Raw genomic sequence first — 26,229 nt, 5'->3', positions numbered from 1 at the left:
CACCAAATTACTGCTGTTCGATTTTAGGTTGATTTTTCTGTGCATTATACTGAATATCGTCCAAACACCAATCCACTAATAATTTTCCGTTCTCAAAAACGGTCTGCATCATTGAGTTTTCGGCATATTGATTTAACGGCAGATGATCGATGTTGATCGTTTGATATTTTTCCCCGTTCCAGATCAAATCCAAACGCCCTTTTTTGCTCACCTTGCCCTTATCAGTTATCGGTGCTTTATATACATCCACTAATTTACCTTCGGTAATTACGCAACTACATTTCATCGCAAAACGGTGTGTATCACGATTGATACTGGTGGTTAAATTACCTTGCAACAAAGAGCCGCCACACCCCAAAATCACATTTTCCACTGAATATTGGTTATCTTTTAATGCTTTCAACAAATCCCACGTAGTATTTTCATTAATGCCGTCACCCTGTAAAACTTTGACATTATTCAATACCTTATAACCTTTGCTATTAACAGTAACGCCAAAAGTGTTTCCCAAACGTTCACAAGCAAAAAGCACATTGCTAATCGCATCGCCGCTGTCCGGTCTAAGCACGAGCGGAAATTTACGCTGTTTCACTTTTTCCGCTAATTTGCCACAGAACACCTCTTCAATGGTTTTGTAATAGTCGTAACTGTCAACCACAATGGAAATGACAGAATTTTGATAAGTGTCCAATAAATGCTCGTAAGCCTCTACTTCGCGCGCTTTTGACCACGAGGTGATGGTGCTGTGTTCCGCTGCCGGCACACTGAAACCTGCCATTTCTGCGTGGTAATATTGGCGCAACATCAATAATGCCCCAACGTTATCCGTACCTTTGAAATTCAGCAGATGTGCTGCACCACCAAGCTGCGCACTCTCTTCACTTGATACACCGCGATAACCAAAATCGTGCAACATAAACGGCAATGCATCCAAGCTATCGGCAGTTTCCTGTAAGAATTTACGACAAATGCGGTGATAAGAGTTAGATAAAGTCGCAACCGTACACGGATACCAAATTTTTAACAGCAAAGTTTCAAAAAAACTCACTAACCACGCACAACGAGGGTCAGTGTTCTCAACGGTAAGCAATACATTGTGATTATTCACCAAACTGCCTTCCGGCACTGCTCTGATTTTTAACGGCAAATAACCTTGATGCTGCTGCAAAATATATTGCCAATTTTCACGATCAAACGGCAAACCGTGCAAACGCATAATTTGTTCCGCTTCATCAATCATTGCTTGTGTGATCGGCTGGCAAAGGTATTTTTTCAGATAATACTGTAAACCGAAAAATTGGGTATAACCGTAACGACCACCACGACTTTCAATATAATGGTGCATATAAGTCATTTGCGGCGGATATTGGCGTGAATGAGAGTATTTGTATGAATCACTCATCAAAATAATGTTTTTATCCATTGCGATTTCGCCTCTATTTATTTGCGATCAAGCTTAATTTTGCCACTCTATCTCCTGATAAAATACAATCCATCTGATAGAACTGGTTGCCGTTCAAGCGCATTTTTGCGGTTAAACGTTCAGTGCTGCCGGCGCTGTTAGCGGAAGTACGCAATACACGTTTGGTGCCGGCAACCTGTTGCACTTTGGCAATACAGAGATAATTGAGTTTTGCCTCTTCGCCGGTACGAACCGCGCCGATATTTCTATCTGCTGAGTTATAACCCAATTTTTTCACCCACGCTTCAGCATTTTTCTTCGCTTTGACGGCTTGTGCATCTGCATTGTCAGCTTTGAAATCATACAATTTTGCACCGTTAGCAACCGCAATGACTTGACCGTTTTTCAAATAGATTTTTTCTGCATTGTTGCCGCTGACATCAATATAAACAATGTTTTTACCACTGAAATAAGTGGTATAAGTTTGGTTAGCGGTCTGATAAATAAAACTCGGCAAACTTTTTGCACTGTCGCTGATCGCTTTTAATTCGGCATTTTCTGCCACTTTTTCTGTTACCGGCGCCGGCTTTTCTTTGCCGGGAAGTGCCAACTGGCTACACGCCGACAACACAAATGCAAACGCCACACTTAATAATAGTGATAGATTTTTGCTTTTCATCATTATGATTTCTCCATTGTTTATGATTAATCTCGACTCAAAAATAGTGCTGCCGCACCACGCACACCGCCGGAATCACCGTATTTTGCTTTACGGATTGCCGGCACAACCGCACTGCGCATTAAGTGTTGTGGCAGACGTTTCGGCAAGGCTTCATAGATATAGTCAAAGTTGGATAAGCCTCCGCCTAAGAAAATAGCATCCGGATCAAGTACGGTAATCAAATTACCAATGCTGATCGCCATTAATTCAATAAATTTTTCGACAAATTCAACTGTTTTGGCGTCATTTTGATAAAAACGTTGGATGATCTCTTTTGCCGACAATTTTTCGTGCAGTAAATCGTGATGTAACAGTTCAAATCCGCGTCCGGATAAATAGGTATCTAAACAGGCGATATTGCCGCAACCACAACGGTAAATCGGGGCGTTATCCCAGCCAAGCAGTTTTAAAGCGTGATAATTTAATTGGATATGACCGACCTCTCCCGCCATTCCCACTTTGCCGGAATGCACTTTGCCGTTAAAAACCAAACCGCCACCGAAACCGGTGCCGATAATCAAGCCTAATACGGTTGAATACTGTTTGCTCTCTTCATCCCACGCTTCAGAAAGGGCAAAACAGTTGGCATCATTTTCAACACGCACTTCACGCTGTAAACGCTGTTCCAAATCACGCACAATCGGTTGATTATCAGCAACGCGAATGTTGGTGATTTCGGCAATGCCGGTATCACGGCGCACAAAACCGGGTACGCCAATGCCGACAGTGCCTTTGCAGCCAAATTTTTGATCCGCTTTTTTCACTAGTTGCACCACCGCATTCAGCCAATCTTCATAACTGGTTTGCGGCGTATTGATGCGCTCACTGTACAGCCGCTCCAGTTGCTGATTAAATGCTGCCAATTCTATTTTTGTACCACCAATATCGATCCCATATAACATATTTATACCTACGTAAGTTGAAAAAATTACTGGAATTATAGCCTATTTTGTAATAAACCTGCTACATTCATAAAAACAACTACAACAATAATTAAAAACCGCAACAAAAATGGTTGATAATGTATATAATGATTTCCTTTTATTTTTTGAGTTATACAAATAAATACTCTATGTAAGAAAGCAAAAGCATTAGAACAGTGAGGAACATATGGCAAAAATTGAGCTTGTCGCAAAAGCAAACCTACCTACTGAATTTGGTATTTTTCAAATTATAGGTTTTGAACATCCACAAACCCACAAAGAACACGTTGCCTTAGTGATGGGAGATATCGCCAACGGCAAACCGGTACTTACCAGAATTCATTCAGAATGTTTAACCGGTGATGCTTTGCATAGCTTGAAATGCGACTGCGGTTTTCAATTACAGGCAGCACTTAAGCAGATCAGCAACGAAGGAAGAGGCGTTTTAATTTACCATCGTGCCGAAGGTCGCGGCATCGGTTTAATTAATAAAATCCGTGCGTATGCCTTGCAAGATCAGGGAATGGACACCATTGAAGCCAATTTGGCATTGGGCTTTAAAGAAGATGAACGTGATTTCACTGTTTGCGCGGAAATTTTTGAATTATTGGGCGTAAAAGAGATTCGCTTATTAACCAATAATCCACAAAAAATCGAAACAATGAAACGTGCCGGTATTAATGTGGTGGAACGTGTGCCGCTAAATGTTGGCGAAAACCGTTACAATACCGATTATTTAACCGTTAAAGAGCAAAAAATGGGGCATATGATCGTGCATTCTCACGACTGTCAGTGCGATAAAGAGCATTAATTTTTTCATATTTTTCAAATAATTAAGGTCGCCATCGTGCGACCTTTTCCTTCAAGATTCAACTCACTTTAAAGCGTTTTCTTTTAGTCAATCAATCCTTTTTCCAATAAATAATCCAACACCAAACAGCCGGCTTGTGAGCAAATAGCTCGATCTTTACTGGTAATCCAGCGAATTTCTTCAATTTCTGCACTTGCGATTAATTCACCTTGATATTGCGCCTGATAACAACGCATAATCACCATTACGCCTTCCGCTTTGCCGTGTGCTTGAGCTTGGAATGTTTCCACCGGCTGCAAGCTGTTCGGGATCAAATCAACATTTAACTCTTCCTTAATTTCACGAATTAACGCCTGTTGATCGCTCTCTCCGGCTTCACGTTTGCCGCCCGGCAAATAATATTGATCTTTTCCGTATGAACGTGTCATTAATAGTTGACGATCTTTAATTAAAATCCAAGCTAATTTATCGATATGTTGCATATTTGCTATTCCTCCAATTTTATTTGCGTCTTTTCTTGCATCCCTATCGTTTGCTAGTATAGTGAGTTTTCTAACAATCGTAACCTTTTTATTTAATAGGATCATTATGTTGACTGTTTATGGAATAAAAAATTGTGATACCGTCAAGAAGACACTTGCCTGGTTGGCACAACATCAACTTGAAGCAACGCTGCACGATTATCGTCAGCAAGGCATTGATGCCGCTTTTTTACAACAGGTTGAAGCATTGTTCGGTTGGGAAGCGTTAATTAATAAACGCAGCACCACGTGGCGTAATTTGGATCAAGCCGTTAAAGATCAACTTAATCAGGATAATGCACTTTCTTTATTGCTTGAACAGCCAACGCTTATCAAACGACCGATCGTGTTGGGCGATAAGGTGCAGCTTATCGGCTTTAATGCTAAACAGTATGCGCAGGCTTTTGGAGTGGCGGAATGAAACAGCAAGTCATTACACTCGCACAAGATTTAATTCGTCGTCCCTCTATTAGTCCGAAAGATGAAGGTTGTCAGCAAGTCATCGCCGATCGTTTAAGCAAATTAGGCTTTAACATTGAATGGATGCCGTTCGGTAACACCTTAAATTTATGGGCGACTCACGGTGATTCCGCACCGACTATCGTTTTTGCCGGACATACCGATGTTGTTCCGACCGGTGATGAAAAACAGTGGCAATACCCGCCTTTTTCAGCGGAAATTGTCGGTGATGTGCTTTATGGTCGCGGTGCCGCAGATATGAAAGGTTCGTTGGCATCAATGGTGGTGGCAGCGGAACAGTTTGTGTCGCAACATCCGCAGCATAAAGGACGCATCGCTTTTTTAATTACTTCCGATGAAGAAGCGGCAGCGAAAGACGGCACGGTCAAAGTGGTGCAAGCCTTAATGGCTCGCCGTGAGCAAGTCGATTACTGTTTGGTCGGTGAGCCGTCCAGCACGGCGAAATTGGGCGATATTGTCAAAAACGGTCGCCGCGGCTCTATTACCGGCAATCTTTATATTCAAGGTGTGCAAGGGCACGTTGCTTATCCTCATCTTGCCGATAATCCGATTCATAAAGCCGCCGGCTTTATTCAAGATCTGGTGAAGATCAAATGGGATAACGGCAATGACTTCTTTCCACCGACTAGTCTGCAAATTGCCAATATTCACGCCGGCACCGGCTCGAACAATGTTATTCCGGGTGAACTTTATCTGCAATTCAACTTGCGTTTTAACACCGAAACCAGTGATGAAAAGATTAAACAACGTGTTGAAAATCTCCTCAAACAGCACCAGCTGGATTACCGGATTGAATGGTGGCTATCAGGACAGCCGTTTTTAACCGCTAAAGGTAAATTGGTCGATGCGGTGGTACACGCATTGCAAAAAGTGGCGGCAATTACGCCGACATTAGAAACCAGCGGAGGTACTTCCGATGGTCGCTTTATCGCTTTAATGGGTGCCGAAGTGGTTGAGCTTGGACCTTTAAATAAAACCATACATCGTATTGATGAATGTGTAAGCTGCGAAGATTTAGCAAAATTGGCGGTTACTCATTTAGAAATATTAAACACATTATTAGGAGCGTAAATTATGTTGCCGCTTTCACTTGATTGCTTAACCGGAAAATCTCGCCAACATTTGGCGTTATTACCTTTACCCTATTCCACAGCGCATTTTTTACAGCCGCCGGTTGTAAAAGCCTTTCAAGGATTGCAACAAGCTGCGAAAAAAGCCGGTTTTAATTTACAGCCGGCAAGCTCTTTCCGCGACTTCACTCGCCAAAAATGGATTTGGGATAATAAATTCAACGGTATCAGAAAAGTACACAATGATCAGGGCGAAAACATTAATCTTTCATTGCTTAATGAATGGCAAAAATGTTTAGCCATTCTGCGTTGGTCAGCGTTGCCCGGCGCCAGTCGCCATCATTGGGGCACAGAAATTGATGTTTTTGATCCGGATCTCTTGCCTAAAGGGCAATCGCTACAATTAGAGCCGCAAGAGTATCAACAAAACGGCTACTTTGCGCCATTGGTTGAATTTCTACAACAACATCTGAGCGACTTTGATTTTTATCTTCCTTTTCTCGAATTACCGCAAGATAAAAAAGTCGGGGTTGAGCCTTGGCATATCAGCTATCGCCCGATTGCCGAAAAGTTACAGCCGTTACTCACGCTTGATGTGCTGTTAGAGGCGTGGAAGGATGAAACCATCGCCGGCAAAAAGATCCTCACTAAACATCTGCAAGAGATTTTCGATCAATTTATTCTTTAATCAAAAGTCAGTTCGACCCACATTGGATTGTGGTCGGACGCTTTTGTTTTTTTCGTGGTCGCAGAAACGGCTTTCAATCCTTTGACAAAAATATGATCCAACGGAAAGCCATTGAAACGTAAGCGATTATCCGGCGAAAAGGAGATTTCGTGTAAACCGAATTGTGCCATTTTCTGTTGTAATATCGCCGCCCGTTCCTGATTCCACGCATTAAAATCACCGGCGATAATCACCGCATCAACGCGCTGCTGTAGCTGTTGCATAATTTGTTCCAACTGCTGGCGATATGCGCTCGTTCCCCACTCAAAATTGACCATATGCACATTAATCATTAATAAAAATTTGCCGTTATCCAACGGATATGCTGAAGATACACTGGTTTTAGGAATCGCTAACCAAGGCTCATCGACCGCCGCACTACAATAATATTGTGGCGAAAGCGGTGAAAGTATCGCCACGCCGGATTGCATATCGCGATAAGCAAAGCCGCTGGCAAACAGCTGATTCGGCATATGTTGCAATAATTGCGGTAATTTCTGTAAAGAAGTCGCCTCTTGCAATAACATAAAATCTGTTTTTTCTTCATAATTTAGCAATAATGACTGCCATCCCTGATCTTCGCCTTTATGCACATTCCACACCAACAATTTCAATGGTTGAGTAGTTGAAATTGTTTCAGCGTCCAACATTGGACGATAACAACTTAATTTGCTGTCTATTTCAACAAAGGGCTCAAAACTCTGCTTTTCATTCATTGAAATAAACTGTGTCAACGGCGGCTGATAAAGGGTTAATGATTGATACAAAAATACGATAACCGCCAATATCAACATCAGCAAAAAAACACCGCTTAATTTAATTAATTTTTTCATAAATATTGCTCACTTTTTACAATATACCCCGATCGCACACTTTACATATCGCTCACTAATTGATTTAATAGCGCGCGTTAATGACTTTTCAACAAGGCTTATTATATGGGCATTTACACATATATCTGTTTTTTATCCGCAATTTCTATTTTACTCGGTTTTGTCACCAGTAAAATCAGCGATAAAGTTCAATCTACTATTGCAATTACCGCCGCTGCGATGATCGGTTCATTGCTGCTTTTGACCTTAGGTTATCTTGGTTGGTTCCAAATTGACAGCATTGCCACTGAAGTAATGCAGGAAATTGACTTTAAAAGCTTTCTACTTAACGGAATTTTAGGTTTCTTACTGTTTGCCGGCGCATTAGGCATAAAAATTCCGGTATTGCGTGATCAAAAATGGGAAATTACGATCTTCGCACTATTTTCAACACTGGCGTCCACGTTTATTGTCGGTGCATTGATCTACTTAATCGCTAATCTTATCGGCTTACCGATCGATTTTATTTACTGCTTGCTGTTCGGCGCTTTAATCTCCCCTACCGACCCGATCGCCGTATTGGCAATTATTAAAAATCTACGTGCACCGAAACGTCTATCAATGCAGGTTGAAGGCGAATCACTGTTTAATGATGGTGTCGGTTTGGTGATTTTCGTTACTATTTTTACCGTTGCTTTCAGCGGTGAACAGATGTCCGCCAGCGAAATTTTACATCTGTTCCTACACGAGGCAATCGGCGGAATTATCTTTGGCTTTGTACTTGGCTTGGTTGCTCACCTCTTAATTTCAGCCACTGATGATGGTAGCTTAGAAATCTTATTAACTTTAACTATTCCAACTGCTGGTTTTATGTTGGCAAATCTATTAGAAGTTTCCGGTGCATTAGCGATGGTGGTTTCTGGTATTATGGTAGGAAATTGGACTCGTCATCGCGGTTTCTCTGAGCAAAGCCAACGCTATCTTGATCATTTTTGGGAAATGATCGACCACTTCCTGAACTCTCTACTATTCTTTCTAATCGGTTTTGCACTACTGCTGATTGATTTTACCTTCCAAGGCTTTCTGATGATGTTGTTAGCAATTCCAGTCTGTTTAGCAGCACGCTATATCAGCTTATGGATACCATACTCAATATTGCGTTTTTTCCGCACCTATAACCCTTACACTTTAAAAATTATGACGTGGGGTGGACTACGTGGCGGTTTGGCATTGGCTATGGCACTTTCCATTCCGGCAAAAGCGGTATTTGTTAATGGCACAGATGTAAAAGATATTATCTTGATTATGACTTATGCCATTGTTGTATTCTCAATTTTGGTGCAAGGCGTAACCATTGAAAAAATGATTAAAAAATCAAAATTTGTTGATCCGAACCGTGAGGAATATCTCACTCCAAGTTCACATTTTGAACACCACTCTTCCGCACAAGAGTAAGTTTCAACTTTGCTGTAGTAAGAATTACGAGTATAATTAACCACAATTTCGCCGCACGTTATGTGCGGCATATTTTTATCAAGAAACAGAAGACAATTATGACAACTACAATTATTACTGTTGACGGCACGAGCGGCGTTGGCAAAGGTACTTTATGTCAAGCATTGACTCAACATTTCGGTTTTCATTTATTGGACTCCGGTGCTATTTATCGTGTTTTCGGTTTAGCTGCAGCAAAACATAATATTGATTTTTCTGATGAAAAGGCGTTAAGTGCTTTTGCCAAAACGATCAACATCTCCTTTTCAAGCGACAAAAATGGCGTAAAAACTTTTCTAAATCAAGAAGACGTAAGCGATATTATTCGTACACAACAGGTTGCAGATTATGCCTCCAGAATAGCAATATACCCTCAAGTACGTGCTGCTTTATTGCAAAAACAGCGAGATTTTGCTCAAGCCCCCGGATTAGTGGCAGATGGTCGCGATATGGGTACAGTTGTTTTCCCAGAAGCTCAAATTAAGTTTTTTTTGGATGCTTCAGCGGAAGAACGTGCAAAAAGACGTTTAAAACAGTTGCAGGAAAAGGGAATTAATGGTAATTTTGCCCAGATTTTATCCGAAATTCAGGAACGCGATTACCGAGATAGAAATCGTGCGGTTGCTCCATTAAAACCCGCCGATGATGCAATTCTGTTAGATTCATCTTCCCTTTCTATTAATGACGTTTTCACGTTGGCATTGCAACATATTCATCAGCGTTGCCCTTATTTGGGATAGAATCATATTGTGTTTATTCAAGGAAGAATAGACGTTTATTATCAGCCCCGTTTAATAAGGAATTTAAGCGGTCGTTATTAACTTATTGAAGATTAATTTATATGTCAGAATCTTTTGCTCAACTATTTGAAGAATCACTAAAAGAACTTGAAACTCGTCAAGGTTCAATCGTTACTGGTACTGTTGTTGCTATCAACAAAGGTTTCGTTTTCGTTGATGCAGGTTTGAAATCTGAAGCTGCAATCCCTGCTGAAGAATTCCAAAATGCACAAGGTGAAATCACTGTTCAAGTTGGTGATCAAGTTCAAGTTGCGTTAGACGCTGTTGAAGATGGTTTCGGCGAAACCAAACTTTCTCGTGAAAAAGCAGTTCGTCACGAATCTTGGATTTCCTTAGAAAAAGCATACGAAGATCAAGAAACTGTTGTTGGTTTAATTAACGGTAAAGTGAAAGGTGGTTTCACTGTTGAGTTGAATGGTGTTCGTGCATTCTTACCTGGTTCATTAGTGGATACTCGCCCTGTACGCGATACTCTTCACTTAGAAGGTAAAGAATTAGAATTTAAAGTTATCAAACTAGACCAAAAACGTAACAATGTTGTTGTTTCTCGTCGTGCAGTTATCGAATCTGAAAACAGCCAAGAACGTGATCAATTACTTGAAGCCTTACAAGAAGGTGCCGAAGTTAAAGGTATTGTTAAGAATTTAACTGACTACGGTGCATTCGTTGATTTAGGTGGTGTTGATGGTTTATTACACATCACTGATATGGCTTGGAAACGTGTTAAACATCCAGGCGAAATCGTAAATGTCGGTGATGAAGTTACTGTTAAAGTATTGAAATTTGACCGTGATCGCACTCGTGTTTCACTAGGCTTAAAACAATTAGGTCAAGATCCTTGGGCTGCTATCGCTGAAAATTATCCAGTAAACAGCAAATTAACAGGTAAAGTAACCAACTTAACCGACTATGGTTGCTTCGTTGAAATTTTAGACGGTATCGAAGGTCTTGTTCACGTTTCAGAAATGGATTGGACCAATAAAAATATCCATCCATCTAAAGTAGTTAGCGTAGGTGATGAAGTTGAAGTTATGGTATTAGAAATCGATGAAGAACGTCGTCGTATTTCTTTAGGTTTAAAACAATGCAAACCAAATCCATGGCAACAATTTGCAGATACTCACAACAAAGGTGACAAAGTATCAGGTAAAATCAAATCAATCACTGACTTCGGTATCTTCATTGGTTTAGAAGGCGGTATTGACGGTTTAGTTCACTTATCAGATATTTCTTGGAATGTTCCTGGAGAAGAAGCTGTTCGTAACTACAAGAAAGGAGATGAAGTTGAAGCTATCGTATTACAAGTTGATGCAGCTAAAGAGCGTATCTCTTTAGGTATCAAACAACTTGAAGAAGATCCATTCAATAACTTCGTTTCTATCAATAAAAAAGGCAGTGTAGTAAGTGCTAAAGTTGTTGATGTTGATGCTAAAGGTGCTAAAGTTGAGCTGGATAATGGTGTTGAAGGCTACATCCGTACCGCTGATCTTAACGGTGAAGTAAATGTTGGCGATGTTATTGAAGCAAAATACACCGGTGTAGATCGTAAAGCTCGTATTGTTCACTTATCAATCCGTGCAAAAGATGAAGCTGAAGAAGCTGCAGCATTAGCAAGCGTAAATAACAAACAAGAAGAAGTTGTTATTCCTAACGCAATGGCTGAAGCATTCAAAGCAGCAAAAGGTGAATAATCTTCCTTATCGTTTTGCTTAATTGCAATAAATCCGATATGTTTCGGCATATCGGATTTTCTACCTAAAACAGAAGGATACTCATATGACAAAATCAGAATTGATTGAAAAGTTGATAAATCGTCATCCTACTATGTCGATTAAACATATTGAATTTTCTGTTAAAGAAATTATTGAACATCTCTCTCTTACCTTAGAAAAGGGTGATCGTATTGAAATCCGCCGTTTCGGTAGTTTTGCATTACGCTATCGTCAACCTCGTACTGGTCGAAACCCAAAAACCGGTACACAAGTCAGTCTTGAAGCAAAATCAGTTCCGCATTTCAAAGCAGGGAAAGAATTGCGTGAACGTGTTGATAACATTTAATTAACTAATATGATCATACCAATTTAACGTTGCTGATCTATTCTCGTTTTATTAGCAACGTTACTTTTCTCCTATTATCATTTTATGAGCTGCCCTAAACATAGTTTGACTAGACCACCTTGGTCATCACATTCGCTCTGGAAACCAACTCCTTCTGCCCTTGCTGTATTAGTTATTTCACTACTAACTTTTGGTATTGGAGATGGTTTTTTAGTTTTATCTCAACTCGGTTCTACACCTTGGACTGTATTAGCACAAGGTCTTTCTATTAAAACAGGGAACAATATAGGCATTATTAGTTTTATCATCAGCATCATTGTAATGTTGACTTGGATACCTTTCCGGCAAAAGCCCGGTTTAGGTACATTGCTTAATATCACTTTAATCGCACTTTCTCTTGGCCTAACCGTTACTTTTATTCCTGCACCTCAAACCTTTATCGGACAATTTCTATTTATGCTCATCGGCGTTATTATCGGTGGCATTACCTCCGCATTCTATCTTACCTGCCATATGGGCGCAGGCCCTCGTGACGGTTTAATGGTCGGTCTTTATCAAACGACAGGTTTCAAAATCGGGACGATCAGAACCTTAATCGAAGGTAGTGTCTGTTTTGTCGGCTGGCTATTGGGAGGTGTTGTCGGTCTAGGCACATTGGTTTTTGCCTTATCTATCGGGTGGGTATTACAAACCACGCTCGGATTTATTATCAAAAAATTTAATACCCAATAAATAACAGCTAAGTCTCCGCCATTTTTCCTTTTCGATTCGGAATTTTGCTATTATAGTTGCTCTATTTTTGGCATAATGGGCATCATTTCATTTTCTACTAGGGGGCAATGTGAAATTAAAATACATTCTAACTTTAGTTATTGTTATTGCATTAATCATCGTCGGCATTACTGTCGGTGCCAATAACGATCAAGTTATTTCGGTAAACTATATTGTCGCAAAAAGCGATATCCAACTCTCTAGCTTAGTTGCACTTTTATTCGGCTTCGGCTTCTTACTCGGTTGGTTAGTAACCGGGATTTTTTACATCAAGCTTAAAGTAAAAAATATGGCATTAACACGCCAAACTAAAAAGCAGCTACAACAAATCAATGAATTAATGACCGCAAGAGATAAAAACGCATAATGCTGGAACTGCTTTTTTTGCTGTTACCTATCGCCGCTGCCTATGGCTGGTATATGGGACATCGTAGCGCTAAAAAAGATCAGGAGGAGATCAGCAATAAATTATCCCGTGATTATATGACCGGGGTAAATTTTCTTTTATCTAACCAACAAGAAAAAGCGGTTGATCTTTTCTTAAAAATGCTAGAAAAGCAGGAGTCGGAAAACGCTATTGACAACGACTCCCAATTTGAAGCGGAATTGACTTTAGGTAATTTGTTTCGTTCTCGAGGAGAGGTGGATCGTGCATTACGTATCCACCAAAATATCGATAACAATCCTAATTACAGTTATGAACAAAAATTGCTCACTCGCCAGCAATTAGCCAAAGATTTTATGTTTGTAGGGTTCTTGGATAGAGCCGAAAAACTCTACCAGAAATTAAGTGAAGAGCCAGACTACGCAGAAAATGCCTTACACGAACTGGCAAATATTTATCAACGTACTAAAGAGTGGGATAAAGCTATCGAGGTGGGAGAGCGTTATCGTAAATTGACGCAGCACAGTGAAAATATCGCATTGGCACATTACTATTGCGAATTTGCCTTAGAATCCAATCAGCAACAACAGATTATAGATGCTCTTACAAAAGCTTTAATCGTTTCACCAACTTGCGTTAGAGCAACGCTTATTCTTTCCGAACAATATGCAAAACAAGGCAATTACCCCAAAGCCATCAAGACATTACAACAAATTACCGAGCAAAATCTTGCCTACATCAGTGAAGCCTTACCACCACTTATCGAATATTATCAACATTTGCCGAATAGCCACGATTTGGAACTGTTTCTTATCAAATTACAACAGCATAAAGCTAATAGCTCCGTAGTTATTGCCTTAACAGATTATATTGAACGGAAATCAGGTGCTGAAGTTGCAAAAAATCATCTCTATCGTCAGCTTGAGAAACGTCCGACAATGCGAATATTTCATCGATTCATTCAATATCAAATTAATGAGCTTGATGAAGGAAACGGCAAAGAGAGTCTAAAACTACTCTATAATATCGTTGACGAACGTTTGAAAAAAAGCTTTGAATATCGCTGTAATCATTGCGGTTTTCAGAGCCATAAACTGATTTGGCAATGTCCATCCTGTCGGCGATGGGAAACGGTTACACCAATAGAAAATTAATTTGCAAACAAAGAGGGAACATCATGGAAAATAAAGTTATTGTCGCCTTAGACTATGAAACGAAAAAAGAAGCAATGCAACTGGTTGATCAGCTTGATCCCAGTTTATGTCGCCTTAAAGTGGGTAAAGAGATGTTTACTACACTAGGTACAGAATTTGTCAAAGAATTGCAAAGACGTAATTTTGATGTGTTCTTAGATCTAAAATTCCACGATATTCCGAATACTGTTGCCCGTGCGGTACGTTCCGCCGCCGATTTAGGTGTTTGGATGGTCGATATGCACGCCAGTGGTGGTTTAAGAATGATGGAAGCAGCGAAAAAAATTCTGGAACCTTATGGCAAAGATGCGCCGATTTTAATTGCTATCACTGTTCTAACCAGTATGGAAGAAGCAGATTTATTGCAAATCGGCGTTAATACTTCTCCAGAAGAACACGTTATTCGTTTAGCGCGTTTAAGCCAACGTGCCGGATTGGATGGCGTAGTCTGTTCACCACAAGAAGTGGAAATCTTACGTCAGCGCTGTGGAAGCGAATTTAAATTAATCACCCCTGGAATTCGTCCTGAAGGTACTCAACTAGGTGATCAACGTCGCGTAATGACACCAAGAGAGGCGATTAATGCCGGCTCAGACTATCTAGTTATCGGTCGTCCAATTACACAAGCCGCAGATCCTGTTGCTGTATTAAAACAGATCAATACATCAATTCAAGGATAATCAATGTCTGATAGTCAACTTGTTTACTCAACTGAAAACGGACGTATCAAACCTCAAAAGCAAGTACAGCAACGTCCACAAGGTGATGGTATTGTTCGTATTCAACGCCAAACATCAGGACGTAAAGGAAAAGGTGTTTGTGTTATCAGCGGTTTACTCTTAGAGGACAAAGCTCTCTCTGATCTGGCTTCATTACTGAAAAAGCGTTGTGGCTGTGGCGGCTCAGTTAAAAACGGTACAATTGAAATTCAAGGGGAAAATCGCGACATATTAAAACAGTTGCTCGAAGAAAAAGGCTTTAAAGTCAAGTTAGCAGGTGGTTAAACACTAAATATTCACTCAAAACTCTCGCATTCACAATTAAATACGAGAGTTTTTCTTTCACGCCAAATATTCTCTTTTTAGAAAAATTTCTAGCATTAATTGCATCATTAAGATTTCATTTTGCGACATATCACTCATTTTTAAATAAATCTGCAATAAAAATTTTGACACACTTCTCATTTTAGAAAATTTATACTTTATAAACGCTCATTTTTTCTTTTAAATACAAAACATAAGTTCGATTAAGAACATTATTTATACTTTCTTTTCTACTTTCATTTTACAAATAAGGAGTCTTTATGGCACTCGATCATTCATTAAAAGGACAATGTATTGCCGAATTCCTCGGAACGGCATTATTGATCTTTTTTGGTTGCGGTTGTGTAGCTGCAGCCCGTGTTGCAGGTGCTTCATTCGGTTTATGGGAAATCAGTATCGTTTGGGGAATGGGGGTTGCATTAGCAGTTTATCTTACCGCCGGTGTTTCCGGAGCTCATCTTAATCCTGCTGTCACTATCGCTCTTTGGAAATTCGCCTGCTTCGATAGCAAAAAAGTAGTACCTTTCATTATCGCTCAAATGTTAGGAGGTTTTTTCGGAGCCGCAGTTGTTTACCTGCTATATCGAGGAGTCATCATTGATTACGAAACAACTCAACATATTGTAAGAGGTTCTGCCGAAAGCCTATTTACTGCTGGTATTTTCTCTACCTATGCAAATCCTCATATTGATTTACTCACTGCTGGAACAGTTGAATTTATTCTTACTGCCACTTTAGTCGGTGTTATTTTAGCTTTGACTGATGATGGTAACGGCGTACCGCGTGGTGCTTTAGCTCCTTTACTTATCGGTATTCTAATTGCGGTATTGGGTGGTGCAATGGGGCCGTTAACCGGCTTTGCAATGAATCCTGCACGTGACTTCGGCCCTAAATTATTCGCTGCACTTTCCGGCTGGGGTGAAATTGCAATGACCGGCGGACACGTTATTCCTTATGCATTAGTTCCAATTATTGCGCCAATTCTTGGCGGATTATTCGGTGCGTGGGGTTATCGTCGCTTTATTGGCAGAAATCTTCCGTGCAATAGCTGTAAAATTGATAACTAAATTTCTTGAAAAGGTAACTTATTATGACAGATAAAAAATATATCATTGCTTTAGACCAGGGTACAACCAGTTCTCGCGCTGTTTTGCTTGACCACGATGCCAATATTGTCGGCATTGCACAACGCGAATTCACACAAATTTATCCAAAAACTGGTTGGGTTGAACACGATCCTATGGAAATCTGGGCAACACAAAGTTCTACTTTAAATGAAGTAGTGGCAAAAACCGGTATTACTTCCGATCAAATTGCCGCTATTGGGATCACCAATCAACGTGAAACTACTATCGTTTGGAACAAAAATACCGGTAAACCAATTTACAATGCAATTGTTTGGCAATGTCGCCGTACTGCTGAATTTTGTGATCAATTAAAAGCAAAAGGTTATACCGATTATATCCGTAATACTACCGGTTTAGTGGTCGACCCATATTTTTCAGGAACTAAAGTTAAATGGATTTTGGATAACGTTGAAGGTGCTAGAGAACAGGCTGAAAAAGGTGAATTATTATTTGGTACTGTCGATACTTGGTTAATTTGGAAACTCACTCAAGGTCGTGTTCACGTTACCGATTACACTAATGCTTCTCGTACAATGATGTTTAATATTCACACAAAACAGTGGGATGACAAGATGTTGGAAATTTTGGATATTCCTCGCAATATGCTACCAGAAGTGAAAAATTCCTCCGAAATTTATGGTCAAACTAATATCGGTGGTAAAGGTGGTGTGCGTATTCCAATCGCTGGTATTGCCGGTGACCAACAGGCTGCTCTTTATGGACACCTTTGTGTTAATGCCGGACAAGCGAAAAACACCTACGGTACAGGTTGCTTTATGTTAATGAATACCGGCGATAAAGCAATTACTTCACAAAATGGACTATTAACCACTATCTGTTGTAACGCCAAAGGTGAACCTGCTTACGCTTTAGAGGGTTCTGTCTTTATTGCCGGTGCGTCAATCCAATGGTTACGTGATGAATTAAAAATCGTACACGATAGTGCTGATACTGAATATTTTGCACAAAAAGTACCTGATTGTAACGGAGTCTATGTTGTTCCGGCATTTACCGGTTTAGGAGCCCCTTACTGGGATCCATATGCACGTGGAGCAATTGTTGGTCTTTCTCGTGGCGCAAACCGTAATCATATTGTAAGAGCGACGCTTGAATCTATCGCATACCAGACTAAAGATGTCCTAGAGGCAATGTTGTCCGATTCTGGCGAAAAATTGAAAGCATTGCGTGTTGATGGTGGCGCTACCGCTAATAACTTCTTAATGCAGTTCCAAGCTGATATTCTTAACACTCAAGTGGAACGTCCGACCGTTAAAGAAGTAACTGCTCTTGGCGCAGCTTATCTTGCCGGATTGGCAACTGGATTCTGGGAAGATCTTGAAGAGTTACGTGATAAAGCATCAATCGAAAGAACCTTCTTACCGGATCAAAACGAAGCTAAACAACAACGTCGTTATAAAGGCTGGAAAAAAGCGGTCAAACGCGCGTTGGAATGGGCGAAAGAAGACGATGAAGAGTAATTTAAACTAACCTTTTCTTTTAATTGTAATCAAAACCTGTAATTGCTTTAAATTGCAGGTTTTCTTTTTTCTTGCAAAAAGATTTTTCAATACAGTAGCGTTTCAACTATTCCGGATATTCCAAAATGTTTAATAAAAACTTAATGGAAATAAGAGAAAAAGGATTATATAAGAAAATTTTTTAAGGAAATAAATGGCGGTGAGAGAGGGATTCGAACCCTCGATAGAGTTTCCCCTATACACACTTTCCAGGCGTGCTCCTTCAACCACTCGGACATCTCACCGTTTTGAGGATTTCATTCAGAAATTAGGTGCGCAATATATTCACTTTCCGGCAAATCGTCAAGCATTTTCGGCAAAAATGACAACAACTGCTTAAAAAAGGGGCTGATTTTACTCAGCCCAAATGCTCTACTTATCTTTACTAGCAAAAAATCGAATAATTACAAACTCTTTTGCGAATTGAAATGATCAACCGCAACATCAAACCGTTCCGCAACATCTTTCGCCACCGGAGAAAATAATGATGAAGTAACGGTAACAACTGAGCAGGCTAAAAAGCCCGGAATAATTTCATAAAGATTGGCAATATCCGTCCAATTTAAAGTTTGCATTAATGGTTTCCACGCTACTACGGTTACTGCACCGGCGATCATTCCCCATAATGCCGCATTGGAAGTGATATTACGGTTAAATAAAGACATTATCACCAATGGCCCGAATGAAGCCCCAAATCCTGCCCACGCATAGGAAACCAATCCCATCACACGTGAATTCGGATCTTGAGCAATCGCAATTGCAATCACGGCAATAATTAACACCATAATACGCCCAACCCAAACTAACTCCTTACTGGAAGCATTTTTTCGTAAAAAGCCGTGATAAAAGTCTTCTGTTAATGCTGCTGAACACATTAAAAATTGAGCTGATAAAGTACTCATAATAGCTGCCAAAATAGCTGATAATACAATTCCCACTATCCACGGATTAAAAATAGCTTTGGAAATTTCAATGAATACTGATTCTGCCGAATCCAACATAACACCTTTCACTTCAAAATAGGCCAAACCGAAATAACCCACTGCACAAGCACCGCCTAAACAAAGTAGCATCCACGTAATACCTATTACTCTTGCTTTTTCTAAGGCCTGTACAGAATTTGCAGCCATAAAACGCGCTAAAATATGTGGTTGTCCAAAATACCCTAATCCCCAAGAAAGGGCGGAAATTACACCAATACCAGAAACGTTATACAGCCAGTTTGAATAAGGAATGCCTGTCTGCTCTGATTTTAATGTTAACGCTGCCGAAATTTCATCCCAACTGATATTCAGCAAAACGATAACTGGAGCCAGTAACAATGCAAAGATCATTAATGAAGCTTGAATTGTATCACTCCAAGAGATAGCTAAATAACCGCCAATAAACGTATATGCAATGGTCGCAACTGCACCAAAAATTAATGCCGTACCATAATCAATACCAAGTAAACTTTGGAACAGTTTCGCACCTGCCACCACGCCTGAAGCGCAATAAATGGTAAAGAAAAAGAGGATCACTGAGGAAGAGATAATTTTTAATGATTTAGCACGATAAGGAAAACGCGCGGCAAAAAATTCCGGCAAGGTTAACGCATTGCCATAATGCTCAGTGAAAATACGCAAACGTCCGGCAACAATACGGTAATTAAAATAAGCCCCTACCGTTAACCCGACTGCGATCCACGCTTCCGACAATCCGGTAATGAAAATCGCACCGGGCAGTCCAAGCAACAGCCAACCGGACATATCAGATGCACCAGCGGACATTGCTGTTACAAAACTTCCCATTTTGCGTCCACCCAAAATATAATCATTAAAATTTTTTGTCGAGTAATAAGCGTAAATGCCAATACCTAAAATTACAAACAGATATAAACCAAAAGCTGTGTAGATTTGATAATTCTGCATACTTTCCCCCTACTAATAGTGGTTATTGTTCTTCAATAGCCATCAGTGTCGCATTTCCACCTGCGGCCGCAATATTCTCACTACGTGAAAATTCGTGATATAACAACGTGATATCTTGATGCTGTGTCCAATCATATAGGCAGAAAATAAATGGATTTTGTTGTGCTAATGCCATTCGTTTCTCCTGACTGATTGGCGAGACAAACACGCCTTTTTGATAATATTCGTTCGCTTTACGCGCAGTTAAATCCGGCAATCGATGTGCTAACAGTAGATTATCCTCTTCCACGACTACCTTAAATCCGGAACGTTGCAGATACTGATATGCTGACATCAAACGTGCGGCATCATCGCCCAACAACAACACTGATGTTGTTTTATAATCAATGGTATTCAATTCTCCGGTAATGCTCGGCACGGTTTTCGGCACTTCCGCTAAAGAGGAATAATATTGCGTTGTTCGCGTCAAACGTTGAACATATAATTCACCGCCCGCTTTCGGCCCAGTTCCAGATAAACCGTGTCCACCAAATGGCTGCACACCAACTACCGCACCAACGATATTACGATTGATATAGAAATTACCGCATTGTAGATTGTCTTCGACCATTTTTATTGATTGCTGGATACGGCTATGGCAACCGCCGGTCAGCGCATAACCTTTCGCATTAATCTCTTGTAACAAAGCGGCAAGATCCTGCGGTTTATAACGTACAAAATGCAAAATCGGCCCGAAAACTTCGTGTGTAATCTGTTGCAATGAGCCAATCTCATAAATTGACGGTGCTACAAAATAACCAGATGTTGGTTCAAACAATTCAAAATGACGACGTGCGATTTTACGCACACTTGTTTGATAATCAAGTAGTTTTTGTTGAGCTTCTTGATCTATCACTGGTCCAATATCAGTATTAAGATATCTTGGATCGCCTATTACCAGTTCTTGCATTGCTTCTGTAAGCATTTGATATAAACGGTCGGCAATATCTTCTTGCACCAACAAAATACGCAAAGCGGAACAACGTTGCCCTGCTGAATCAAATGCTGAACTAAGTACATCTGTAATCACCTGTTCTAATAATGCAGAAGAATCTACTACCATCGTATTTAATCCACCAGTTTCTGCGATAAATACCGGATGATTTTCACGGGTAATCAACTGTTTATTAATTAAATGTGCTACCTCTGTTGAGCCGGTGAACATTACCCCGTTAAACGGCTGTGCAACCAATGCCGCACCTAAATCACCATTGCCCAATGTTAATTGTAATGCATCACGAGGAACGCCCGCTTGATGCAACAATCTCACCGCATAATAGGCAATAATTGAGGTTTGTTCAGCCGGCTTAGCCACTACACTATTTCCAGCAGCTAACGCTGCCGCGATTTGTCCTGTAAAAATTGCTAATGGGAAATTCCAAGGTGAAATACATAAAATAGTACCCAATGGCGGAGCTAACATCTTATTTTCTGATAATAATCGAATTTGCTCTGCATAGTAACGCAAGAAATCTATCGCCTCTCTTAACTCTCCTATCGCATTCGGCAACGTTTTACCGGCTTCCTCAATTGCTAATTTAATCAATAATCCGAAATTCTGTTGATAAAGATCAGCTGCTTTTTCTAAAATTTCAGCTCTTTCTTGTGCTGTTTTTTCGTTCCATTTACTCTGTTGTGCTGCACAGAAAACCTCTGTAGCGGATGAAGTGGACATAAAATCAACTGTTGCTAATCTATCCGCTAATCGTGCTGGGTTAGTAACTTTATAGCTCTGTGAAACATCCGTATCTATTGCACAAAGAGAATGAACATCATCATATTCAGCTTTATTTAACGCCTGTTCTAATAACATCAAATCTATTTCATCATTTAAATTGAAACCTTGAGAATTTTTTCGTTTTGTGAATAATTCTGCTGGTAATTTAATCGCTTTATTCGGCAAACCATTAAATTTCTTTACCTTTTTCCAAGGCGCCTCAATTAACTCATCAATAGAAATATTGTCATCAATTAATTGATGTACAAAAGAAGAATTAGCTCCGTTTTCCAATAAACGACGCACTAAATAGGCTAGTAATGTTTGATGAGTCCCCACCGGCGCATAAACGCGAACACGACGGTTAAATTGTTGCGGACCAACAATGTTGTCATATAACGTTTCCCCCATTCCATGTAAACATTGAAACTCAAATTCTTTATTTTTTCCCAACTCATAAATAGTTGATAGTGTCTGCACATTATGTGTCGCAAATTGTGGATAAATCACATCCTGAGCCGCTAACAATTTTTTTGCACAGCTGATATAAGAAATATCACTATGTACTTTCCTAGTATATAAAGGAAAACCGGAAACACCTTCTGCTTGCGCCCATTTGATTTCACTATCCCAATAAGCGCCTTTTACTAGCCGTATCATCATTTTACGCTGATAACGACGATTCATTTCAATAATGTAATCCAACACAAACGGACAACGCTTAGAATAAGCCTGAACTACAAAACCAATACCATCAAATCCGGTAAGGTCAGGATCTTGTAATAATTTTTCCAGCAAATCTAAAGATATCTCTAAACGAGAAGCTTCTTCAGCATCAATATTTAATCCAATATTGTACTGCTTCGCTAATACAAACAATTTCTTTAATCGAGGATAAAGCTCATCCATTACTCGTTGTTGCTGAGAACGACTATAACGGGGATGAATTGCTGAAAGTTTTACGGATACACCATTGGAGTCATAAAGAGAACGACCAGCTGATTGACGCCCAACTGCATTAATTGCATCTACATAATCTTGCATATATCTGTCAGCATCTGCCATTGTCATTGCTGCTTCGCCCAACATATCGAAAGAAAAACGATAGCCCATTTTTTCTCGAGGAATAATGTTTTTTAATGCCTCTTCCATTGTTTCGCCGGTAACAAATTGATTGCCCAAAATGCCCATCGCTTTTTCAATCGCTAATTTCATTAGCGGCGCAGATAAACGAGAAAAACTTTTCATTAATGCCGAAGAGAGTGCTTCTTCACTCAAGGAAGCACTGATTTTACTGCCTAAAAGCAGACCGTAACTGGCAGCATTGGTAAATAATGACCCCGATTTTTTAATATGAGAACGCCAATTACCAAGCTGTAATTTATCGTTAATCAATGCATATCTCGTTTCCGCATCCGGAATACGCAACAACGCCTCCGCCAAACACATCAACGCAATCCCTTCATCACACCCTAAAGAGAATTCGTGCATTAAAGCATCAACTCCGTAATGTTTCTGTTTTTTAGAACGAACTTTGGTAATCAACTCACGCGCTACATTATTGATCGTATTTTCTTGTTGTTCATTAAAAGACAATGTAGTCAACAAACGCTGTACTGCTTCCTGTTCAGGAGACGCATAATGTTGGCTAATTAATTGGCGTAATTCAGATTTTTGGCTAAGATCATTGGCATATTGATAACTCATTTTTGCTCCACGAATAATTTATTGTTAAATAATTGTTGTGAATTTAAAGTAATCATCACAAATAATAAAGTTTATTTGTTTAAATTTGTGACATATTTCAAATAAATTTTTAACTCTACAGAAATATTTATTGTTATTATGATTTTTCTGTGCTTATTTGATGTTAATGATCGCTTTTCACTCGTTTATTTAAATTTAGTTAAATATTTCTTGACAAATTAAGTTTTTGTTCACTAAATAAAGAAGTTTTTTAATAAAAACAATGGCAAACACACATACAACTTGGAGAAATTATGAAAAAATTAACTAAGCTATCACTGAGCGTGCTGGCACTATCTCTCTCTACTGTTGCACTCGCTGCACCAAAAACATTAGTTTATTGTTTAGAGGCCTCTCCTTCAGCATTCAATCCACAATTAGTGACAGACGGTGCATCCATTGATGCTAGCGGACAAGCCATTTATAACCGTTTAACAACTTTTGAACGTGGTAAAACCAATGTTATTCCATCATTGGCAGAAAGTTGGGATATTTCAGACGATGGTAAAATATACACATTTCATCTCCGTAGAGGCGTAAAATTCCAATCAAATAAACTGTTTAAACCTACTCGTGATTTTAATGCCGATGATGTGTTGTTCTCATTTAATCGCCAATTGGATAAAGATAATCCATATTACAAAATTTCCGGCGGAACTTATGAATATTTTATCGGAATGAATATGCCAAATATCATTGATAAAATTGAAAAAGTTGATGATTATACTGTTCGTTTTATTTTAAAAACACCCAATGCTCCGTTTTTAGCTAACGTCGCAATGGATTTTGCTTCTATATTATCTAAAGAATACGCTGATAAAATGTTAGCCTTAGGAAAACCAGAGTCCGTTGATACTCAACCAATTGGTACTGGCCCGTTTGAATTTGTTTCTTATCAAAAAGATGCTTTAATTCGTTATAAAGCTTTCACTAATTACTGGGAAGGTAAAGCAAAAATAGATCGTTTAGTATTTTCTATTACACCGGATCCTTCCGTTCGTTATGCTAAACTAAAAAAAGGTGAATGCCATGTAATTCCTTATCCTAATCCGGCTGATATTGCCGATATGAAGAAAAATCCCGAAATTATCGTCAACGAAAAAGCAGGGCTTAACATTGGCTACTTAAGTTTTAACGTCACAAAACCACCATTTGATAATATTAAAGTTCGTCAAGCATTAAGTTATGCTGTCAACAAAGAAGCAATTATAAAAGCGGTTTATCAAGGAACTGGTCAAATTGCCAAAAACCCTATTCCACCAACAATGTGGTCTTACAACGATGATATTAAAGATTATGAATACGACCCTGAAAAAGCAAAACAACTTCTAAAAGAAGCTGGTTTTGAAAAAGGTTTCAGTACCGAACTTTGGGCAATGCCGGTTTCTCGACCATATAATCCGAATGCACGTCGTATGGCAGAAATGATTCAGGCTGACTGGAAAAAAGTCGGAGTTGATGCCAAAATCATCAGCTATGAATGGGGTGAATATTTGCAACGTATGCGTAAAGGTGAAGATCCAAGCGGTATGATGGGTTGGAACGGTGATAACGGTGATCCTGACAACTTCTTAGGAACATTATTAAGCTGCGCTGCGAAAGAGCAAGGTTCAAACTATGCTAAATTCTGCTATGAACCATTTGATAAATTAATTCGTGAAGCGGTGCAATCAACCGATTTAGCTAAACGTACTGAACTTTATAAGCAGGCACAAGTGATTTTCAAAGAACAGGCTCCTTGGATCACTATTGCACATTCAACTGTTTATGAGCCGACTCGTAAAGAAGTGAAGAATTACATTATTAACCCATTCTCACTTCATCCGTTTTATGGCGTTGACTTAGAATAATTACAATCGCTATATTATCACTTTTATAATGATAACAACTTTTCTTGCCATCACTTGATGGCAAGAATCTTTTAATTATTTAATGAGAATCTTATGTTTCGATTTATTTTCAAACGGGTAGCGATGGTGATTCCAACATTTATCGGAATCACTTTACTCACTTTTGCTCTTATTCATCTTATTCCCGGTGATCCAATCGAAATTCGTATGGGAGAACGTGGCTTAAGTCCGGAAGTCCATCAGCAAATGATGCATCAATTGGGGCTTGATAAATCTTTACCTGAACAATATTTCGATTATTTAAAAGGCATTGCTCACGGTGATTTCGGCACCTCTTTTAAAAACAATGTGCCAGTTTTAGATGAATTTCTGTCACTCTTTCCGGCAACAATCGAACTTGCCGTTTTCGCAATTTTATTTGCTGTTATTATCGGTATCCCTATCGGGATTTTAGCAGCGATTAAGCGAGGGTCGATATTTGATCACTCGGTAATGGCAATTTCCCTCACTGGCTATTCTATGCCGATTTTCTGGTGGGGATTATTATTGATGTTGTTGGTATCAGTACAATGGAATTTAACTCCTGTTTCCGGTCGCATTGATGCGGAATATTGGGTCGATTCTGTAACCGGCTTTATGTTGATTGACAGCTGGTTATCTGGAGAACCTGGAGCATTTAAATCAGCAGTTATGCATTTAATTCTCCCTTCTATTGTACTTGGTACTATTCCACTAGCGGTTATTTCAAGAATGACTCGTTCTTCTATGTTGGAAGTGCTAGGCGAAGATTATATCCGCACTGCTCGTGCCAAAGGGCTTTCTTCGATGCGTATTATTGTTGTTCACGCACTGCGTAATGCATTAATACCTGTCGTTACTGTAATTGGATTGATTGTTGGGCAATTATTGTCCGGTGCTATCCTTACTGAGACAATTTTTTCTTGGCCGGGAATCGGCAAATGGGTTATCGAAGCAATTCGTGCCAGAGATTATCCAGTAGTACAAAGTGCCGTGTTGATTATTGCCACTATCATTATCATCGTCAATTTATTGGTTGATCTGTTATATGGTGTGGTTAATCCCCGTATTAGATACCGTAAATAAGGATTTCA

At 39.5% G+C, this 26,229-nt stretch carries 24 protein-coding genes and 1 tRNA gene; 17 read left to right on the top strand and 8 right to left on the bottom strand.

What is annotated here, in order from left to right; all coding sequences use genetic code 11:
* Positions 1-7 precede the first annotated feature (7 nt).
* From ACXPAV_RS00605 to nagK, 3 genes are read right to left on the bottom strand one after another with little or no spacing between them, the layout of a single operon-like run.
* Positions 8-1,423 carry a nicotinate phosphoribosyltransferase gene (locus ACXPAV_RS00605; protein WP_458003697.1) on the bottom strand — a complete coding sequence of 472 codons (1,416 nt, stop codon included), beginning with the start codon at positions 1,421-1,423 and terminating at the stop codon, positions 8-10.
* Positions 1,424-1,436: 13 nt separating this feature from the next.
* Positions 1,437-2,084, bottom strand: coding sequence for a hypothetical protein (locus tag ACXPAV_RS00600; RefSeq protein ID WP_013745528.1), 648 nt, complete (start codon positions 2,082-2,084; stop codon positions 1,437-1,439).
* A gap of 23 nt (positions 2,085-2,107) precedes the next feature.
* The gene (gene nagK / locus ACXPAV_RS00595; RefSeq protein ID WP_039080876.1) at positions 2,108-3,025 is read right to left on the bottom strand and encodes an N-acetylglucosamine kinase; all 918 of its coding nucleotides are present in this window, start codon (positions 3,023-3,025) and stop codon (positions 2,108-2,110) included.
* Between the two features lie 208 nt (positions 3,026-3,233).
* Between nagK and ribA the strand changes: the two genes are divergently transcribed.
* Positions 3,234-3,857, top strand: a complete 624-nt coding sequence (ribA, locus tag ACXPAV_RS00590; protein ID WP_013745530.1) for a GTP cyclohydrolase II — start codon at positions 3,234-3,236, stop codon at positions 3,855-3,857.
* Positions 3,858-3,940: 83 nt separating this feature from the next.
* Here ribA and ACXPAV_RS00585 read toward each other — a convergent pair whose 3' ends face one another.
* Positions 3,941-4,339, bottom strand: a complete 399-nt coding sequence (locus ACXPAV_RS00585; RefSeq protein WP_285096457.1) for an NUDIX hydrolase — start codon at positions 4,337-4,339, stop codon at positions 3,941-3,943.
* A 106-nt stretch (positions 4,340-4,445) separates the two neighbouring features.
* On the opposite strand from ACXPAV_RS00585, the gene ACXPAV_RS00580 reads away from it, so the two are divergent.
* The 3 genes from ACXPAV_RS00580 to ACXPAV_RS00570 are packed head-to-tail and all read left to right on the top strand — an operon-like array spanning position 4,446 to position 6,616.
* On the top strand, positions 4,446-4,799 hold the full coding sequence (locus ACXPAV_RS00580) for an ArsC family reductase (RefSeq protein WP_094933377.1): 354 nt from the start codon (positions 4,446-4,448) through the stop codon (positions 4,797-4,799).
* Complete coding sequence (gene dapE, locus ACXPAV_RS00575) at positions 4,796-5,929, top strand: succinyl-diaminopimelate desuccinylase (RefSeq protein WP_039138287.1); 1,134 nt, start codon at positions 4,796-4,798, stop codon at positions 5,927-5,929. The genes ACXPAV_RS00580 and dapE overlap by 4 nt, the downstream gene beginning before the upstream one ends.
* A 6-nt stretch (positions 5,930-5,935) precedes the next feature.
* On the top strand, positions 5,936-6,616 hold the full coding sequence (locus tag ACXPAV_RS00570) for a M15 family metallopeptidase (protein WP_458004371.1): 681 nt from the start codon (positions 5,936-5,938) through the stop codon (positions 6,614-6,616).
* Here ACXPAV_RS00570 and ACXPAV_RS00565 read toward each other — a convergent pair.
* On the bottom strand, positions 6,613-7,488 hold the full coding sequence (locus tag ACXPAV_RS00565; protein WP_039147250.1) for an endonuclease/exonuclease/phosphatase family protein: 876 nt from the start codon (positions 7,486-7,488) through the stop codon (positions 6,613-6,615). The two genes, ACXPAV_RS00570 and ACXPAV_RS00565, sit on opposite strands and share 4 nt — an antisense overlap.
* A gap of 105 nt (positions 7,489-7,593) precedes the next feature.
* Between ACXPAV_RS00565 and ACXPAV_RS00560 the strand changes: the two genes are divergently transcribed.
* From ACXPAV_RS00560 to glpK, 11 genes are all read left to right on the top strand, one after another.
* Positions 7,594-8,922, top strand: coding sequence for a cation:proton antiporter (locus tag ACXPAV_RS00560; RefSeq protein WP_458003696.1), 1,329 nt, complete (start codon positions 7,594-7,596; stop codon positions 8,920-8,922).
* Between the two features lie 98 nt (positions 8,923-9,020).
* Positions 9,021-9,701, top strand: coding sequence for a (d)CMP kinase (gene cmk / locus ACXPAV_RS00555; protein ID WP_065233243.1), 681 nt, complete (start codon positions 9,021-9,023; stop codon positions 9,699-9,701).
* A gap of 101 nt (positions 9,702-9,802) precedes the next feature.
* Entirely contained in the window at positions 9,803-11,452 is a 1,650-nt protein-coding gene (gene rpsA / locus ACXPAV_RS00550) for a 30S ribosomal protein S1 (protein ID WP_065230816.1), read from the top strand.
* Between the two features lie 55 nt (positions 11,453-11,507).
* Positions 11,508-11,819 (top strand): integration host factor subunit beta, encoded by a 312-nt coding sequence (locus ACXPAV_RS00545; protein ID WP_158305803.1) that lies wholly within the window; start codon positions 11,508-11,510, stop codon positions 11,817-11,819.
* An 84-nt stretch (positions 11,820-11,903) separates the two neighbouring features.
* Positions 11,904-12,551, top strand: coding sequence for a membrane protein YczE (gene yczE / locus ACXPAV_RS00540; RefSeq protein WP_458003695.1), 648 nt, complete (start codon positions 11,904-11,906; stop codon positions 12,549-12,551).
* A 109-nt stretch (positions 12,552-12,660) separates the two neighbouring features.
* Positions 12,661-12,957, top strand: coding sequence for a LapA family protein (locus tag ACXPAV_RS00535; RefSeq protein WP_013745544.1), 297 nt, complete (start codon positions 12,661-12,663; stop codon positions 12,955-12,957).
* A complete protein-coding gene (lapB, locus tag ACXPAV_RS00530; protein WP_065230818.1) occupies positions 12,957-14,129 on the top strand; it encodes a lipopolysaccharide assembly protein LapB in 1,173 nt (390 codons plus the stop codon). Before ACXPAV_RS00535 ends, lapB begins: the two co-directional genes overlap by 1 nt.
* 23 nt (positions 14,130-14,152) lie before the next feature.
* Positions 14,153-14,848: an orotidine-5'-phosphate decarboxylase gene (pyrF, locus tag ACXPAV_RS00525; protein ID WP_458003694.1), complete on the top strand. Its 696-nt coding sequence runs from the start codon at positions 14,153-14,155 to the stop codon at positions 14,846-14,848.
* Positions 14,849-14,851: 3 nt separating this feature from the next.
* Complete coding sequence (gene yciH, locus ACXPAV_RS00520; protein ID WP_458003693.1) at positions 14,852-15,172, top strand: stress response translation initiation inhibitor YciH; 321 nt, start codon at positions 14,852-14,854, stop codon at positions 15,170-15,172.
* A 299-nt stretch (positions 15,173-15,471) separates the two neighbouring features.
* Positions 15,472-16,278 carry an MIP/aquaporin family protein gene (locus ACXPAV_RS00515; RefSeq protein WP_458003692.1) on the top strand — a complete coding sequence of 269 codons (807 nt, stop codon included), beginning with the start codon at positions 15,472-15,474 and terminating at the stop codon, positions 16,276-16,278.
* A 23-nt stretch (positions 16,279-16,301) separates the two neighbouring features.
* Complete coding sequence (glpK, locus tag ACXPAV_RS00510) at positions 16,302-17,816, top strand: glycerol kinase GlpK (protein ID WP_458003691.1); 1,515 nt, start codon at positions 16,302-16,304, stop codon at positions 17,814-17,816.
* A gap of 194 nt (positions 17,817-18,010) precedes the next feature.
* Here glpK and ACXPAV_RS00505 read toward each other — a convergent pair.
* The 3 genes from ACXPAV_RS00505 to putA all read right to left on the bottom strand — a co-directional run bounded on the left by ACXPAV_RS00505 (position 18,011) and on the right by putA (position 23,228).
* Positions 18,011-18,100: transfer RNA gene (locus ACXPAV_RS00505), tRNA-Ser, on the bottom strand.
* Positions 18,101-18,259: 159 nt separating this feature from the next.
* Positions 18,260-19,765 (bottom strand): sodium/proline symporter PutP, encoded by a 1,506-nt coding sequence (gene putP / locus ACXPAV_RS00500; protein ID WP_458003690.1) that lies wholly within the window; start codon positions 19,763-19,765, stop codon positions 18,260-18,262.
* Between the two features lie 22 nt (positions 19,766-19,787).
* The gene (gene putA / locus ACXPAV_RS00495; RefSeq protein ID WP_458003689.1) at positions 19,788-23,228 is read right to left on the bottom strand and encodes a bifunctional proline dehydrogenase/L-glutamate gamma-semialdehyde dehydrogenase PutA; all 3,441 of its coding nucleotides are present in this window, start codon (positions 23,226-23,228) and stop codon (positions 19,788-19,790) included.
* 293 nt (positions 23,229-23,521) lie between these two features.
* Here putA and ACXPAV_RS00490 point away from each other — a divergent pair, with 293 nt between their 5' ends.
* Together ACXPAV_RS00490 and ACXPAV_RS00485 are read left to right on the top strand one after the other, a co-directional pair.
* Positions 23,522-25,117 carry an ABC transporter substrate-binding protein gene (locus ACXPAV_RS00490; protein WP_458003688.1) on the top strand — a complete coding sequence of 532 codons (1,596 nt, stop codon included), beginning with the start codon at positions 23,522-23,524 and terminating at the stop codon, positions 25,115-25,117.
* A 93-nt stretch (positions 25,118-25,210) separates the two neighbouring features.
* The gene (locus tag ACXPAV_RS00485) at positions 25,211-26,221 is read left to right on the top strand and encodes an ABC transporter permease subunit (RefSeq protein ID WP_039171749.1); all 1,011 of its coding nucleotides are present in this window, start codon (positions 25,211-25,213) and stop codon (positions 26,219-26,221) included.
* Positions 26,222-26,229: the final 8 nt, after the last annotated feature.

Source organism: Gallibacterium sp. ZY190522, assembly GCF_054166015.1.
Note: the sequence above shows the minus strand (reverse complement) of the source record. Positions and strands in the feature narration are given on the sequence as shown.

Bases quoted from the DNA above. Each gene is read 5' to 3' on its own strand.
- ACXPAV_RS00605 (WP_458003697.1), bottom strand. From the start codon at position 1,423: ATGGATAAAAACATTATTTTGATGAGTGATTCATACAAATACTCTCAT.
- ACXPAV_RS00600 (WP_013745528.1), bottom strand. From the start codon at position 2,084: ATGATGAAAAGCAAAAATCTATCACTATTATTAAGTGTGGCGTTTGCA.
- nagK (WP_039080876.1), bottom strand. From the start codon at position 3,025: ATGTTATATGGGATCGATATTGGTGGTACAAAAATAGAATTGGCAGCA.
- ribA (WP_013745530.1), top strand. From the start codon at position 3,234: ATGGCAAAAATTGAGCTTGTCGCAAAAGCAAACCTACCTACTGAATTT.
- ACXPAV_RS00585 (WP_285096457.1), bottom strand. From the start codon at position 4,339: ATGCAACATATCGATAAATTAGCTTGGATTTTAATTAAAGATCGTCAA.
- ACXPAV_RS00580 (WP_094933377.1), top strand. From the start codon at position 4,446: ATGTTGACTGTTTATGGAATAAAAAATTGTGATACCGTCAAGAAGACA.
- dapE (WP_039138287.1), top strand. From the start codon at position 4,796: ATGAAACAGCAAGTCATTACACTCGCACAAGATTTAATTCGTCGTCCC.
- ACXPAV_RS00565 (WP_039147250.1), bottom strand. From the start codon at position 7,488: ATGAAAAAATTAATTAAATTAAGCGGTGTTTTTTTGCTGATGTTGATA.
- ACXPAV_RS00560 (WP_458003696.1), top strand. From the start codon at position 7,594: ATGGGCATTTACACATATATCTGTTTTTTATCCGCAATTTCTATTTTA.
- cmk (WP_065233243.1), top strand. From the start codon at position 9,021: ATGACAACTACAATTATTACTGTTGACGGCACGAGCGGCGTTGGCAAA.
- rpsA (WP_065230816.1), top strand. From the start codon at position 9,803: ATGTCAGAATCTTTTGCTCAACTATTTGAAGAATCACTAAAAGAACTT.
- yczE (WP_458003695.1), top strand. From the start codon at position 11,904: ATGAGCTGCCCTAAACATAGTTTGACTAGACCACCTTGGTCATCACAT.
- lapB (WP_065230818.1), top strand. From the start codon at position 12,957: ATGCTGGAACTGCTTTTTTTGCTGTTACCTATCGCCGCTGCCTATGGC.
- pyrF (WP_458003694.1), top strand. From the start codon at position 14,153: ATGGAAAATAAAGTTATTGTCGCCTTAGACTATGAAACGAAAAAAGAA.
- yciH (WP_458003693.1), top strand. From the start codon at position 14,852: ATGTCTGATAGTCAACTTGTTTACTCAACTGAAAACGGACGTATCAAA.
- ACXPAV_RS00515 (WP_458003692.1), top strand. From the start codon at position 15,472: ATGGCACTCGATCATTCATTAAAAGGACAATGTATTGCCGAATTCCTC.
- glpK (WP_458003691.1), top strand. From the start codon at position 16,302: ATGACAGATAAAAAATATATCATTGCTTTAGACCAGGGTACAACCAGT.
- putP (WP_458003690.1), bottom strand. From the start codon at position 19,765: ATGCAGAATTATCAAATCTACACAGCTTTTGGTTTATATCTGTTTGTA.
- putA (WP_458003689.1), bottom strand. From the start codon at position 23,228: ATGAGTTATCAATATGCCAATGATCTTAGCCAAAAATCTGAATTACGC.
- ACXPAV_RS00490 (WP_458003688.1), top strand. From the start codon at position 23,522: ATGAAAAAATTAACTAAGCTATCACTGAGCGTGCTGGCACTATCTCTC.
- ACXPAV_RS00485 (WP_039171749.1), top strand. From the start codon at position 25,211: ATGTTTCGATTTATTTTCAAACGGGTAGCGATGGTGATTCCAACATTT.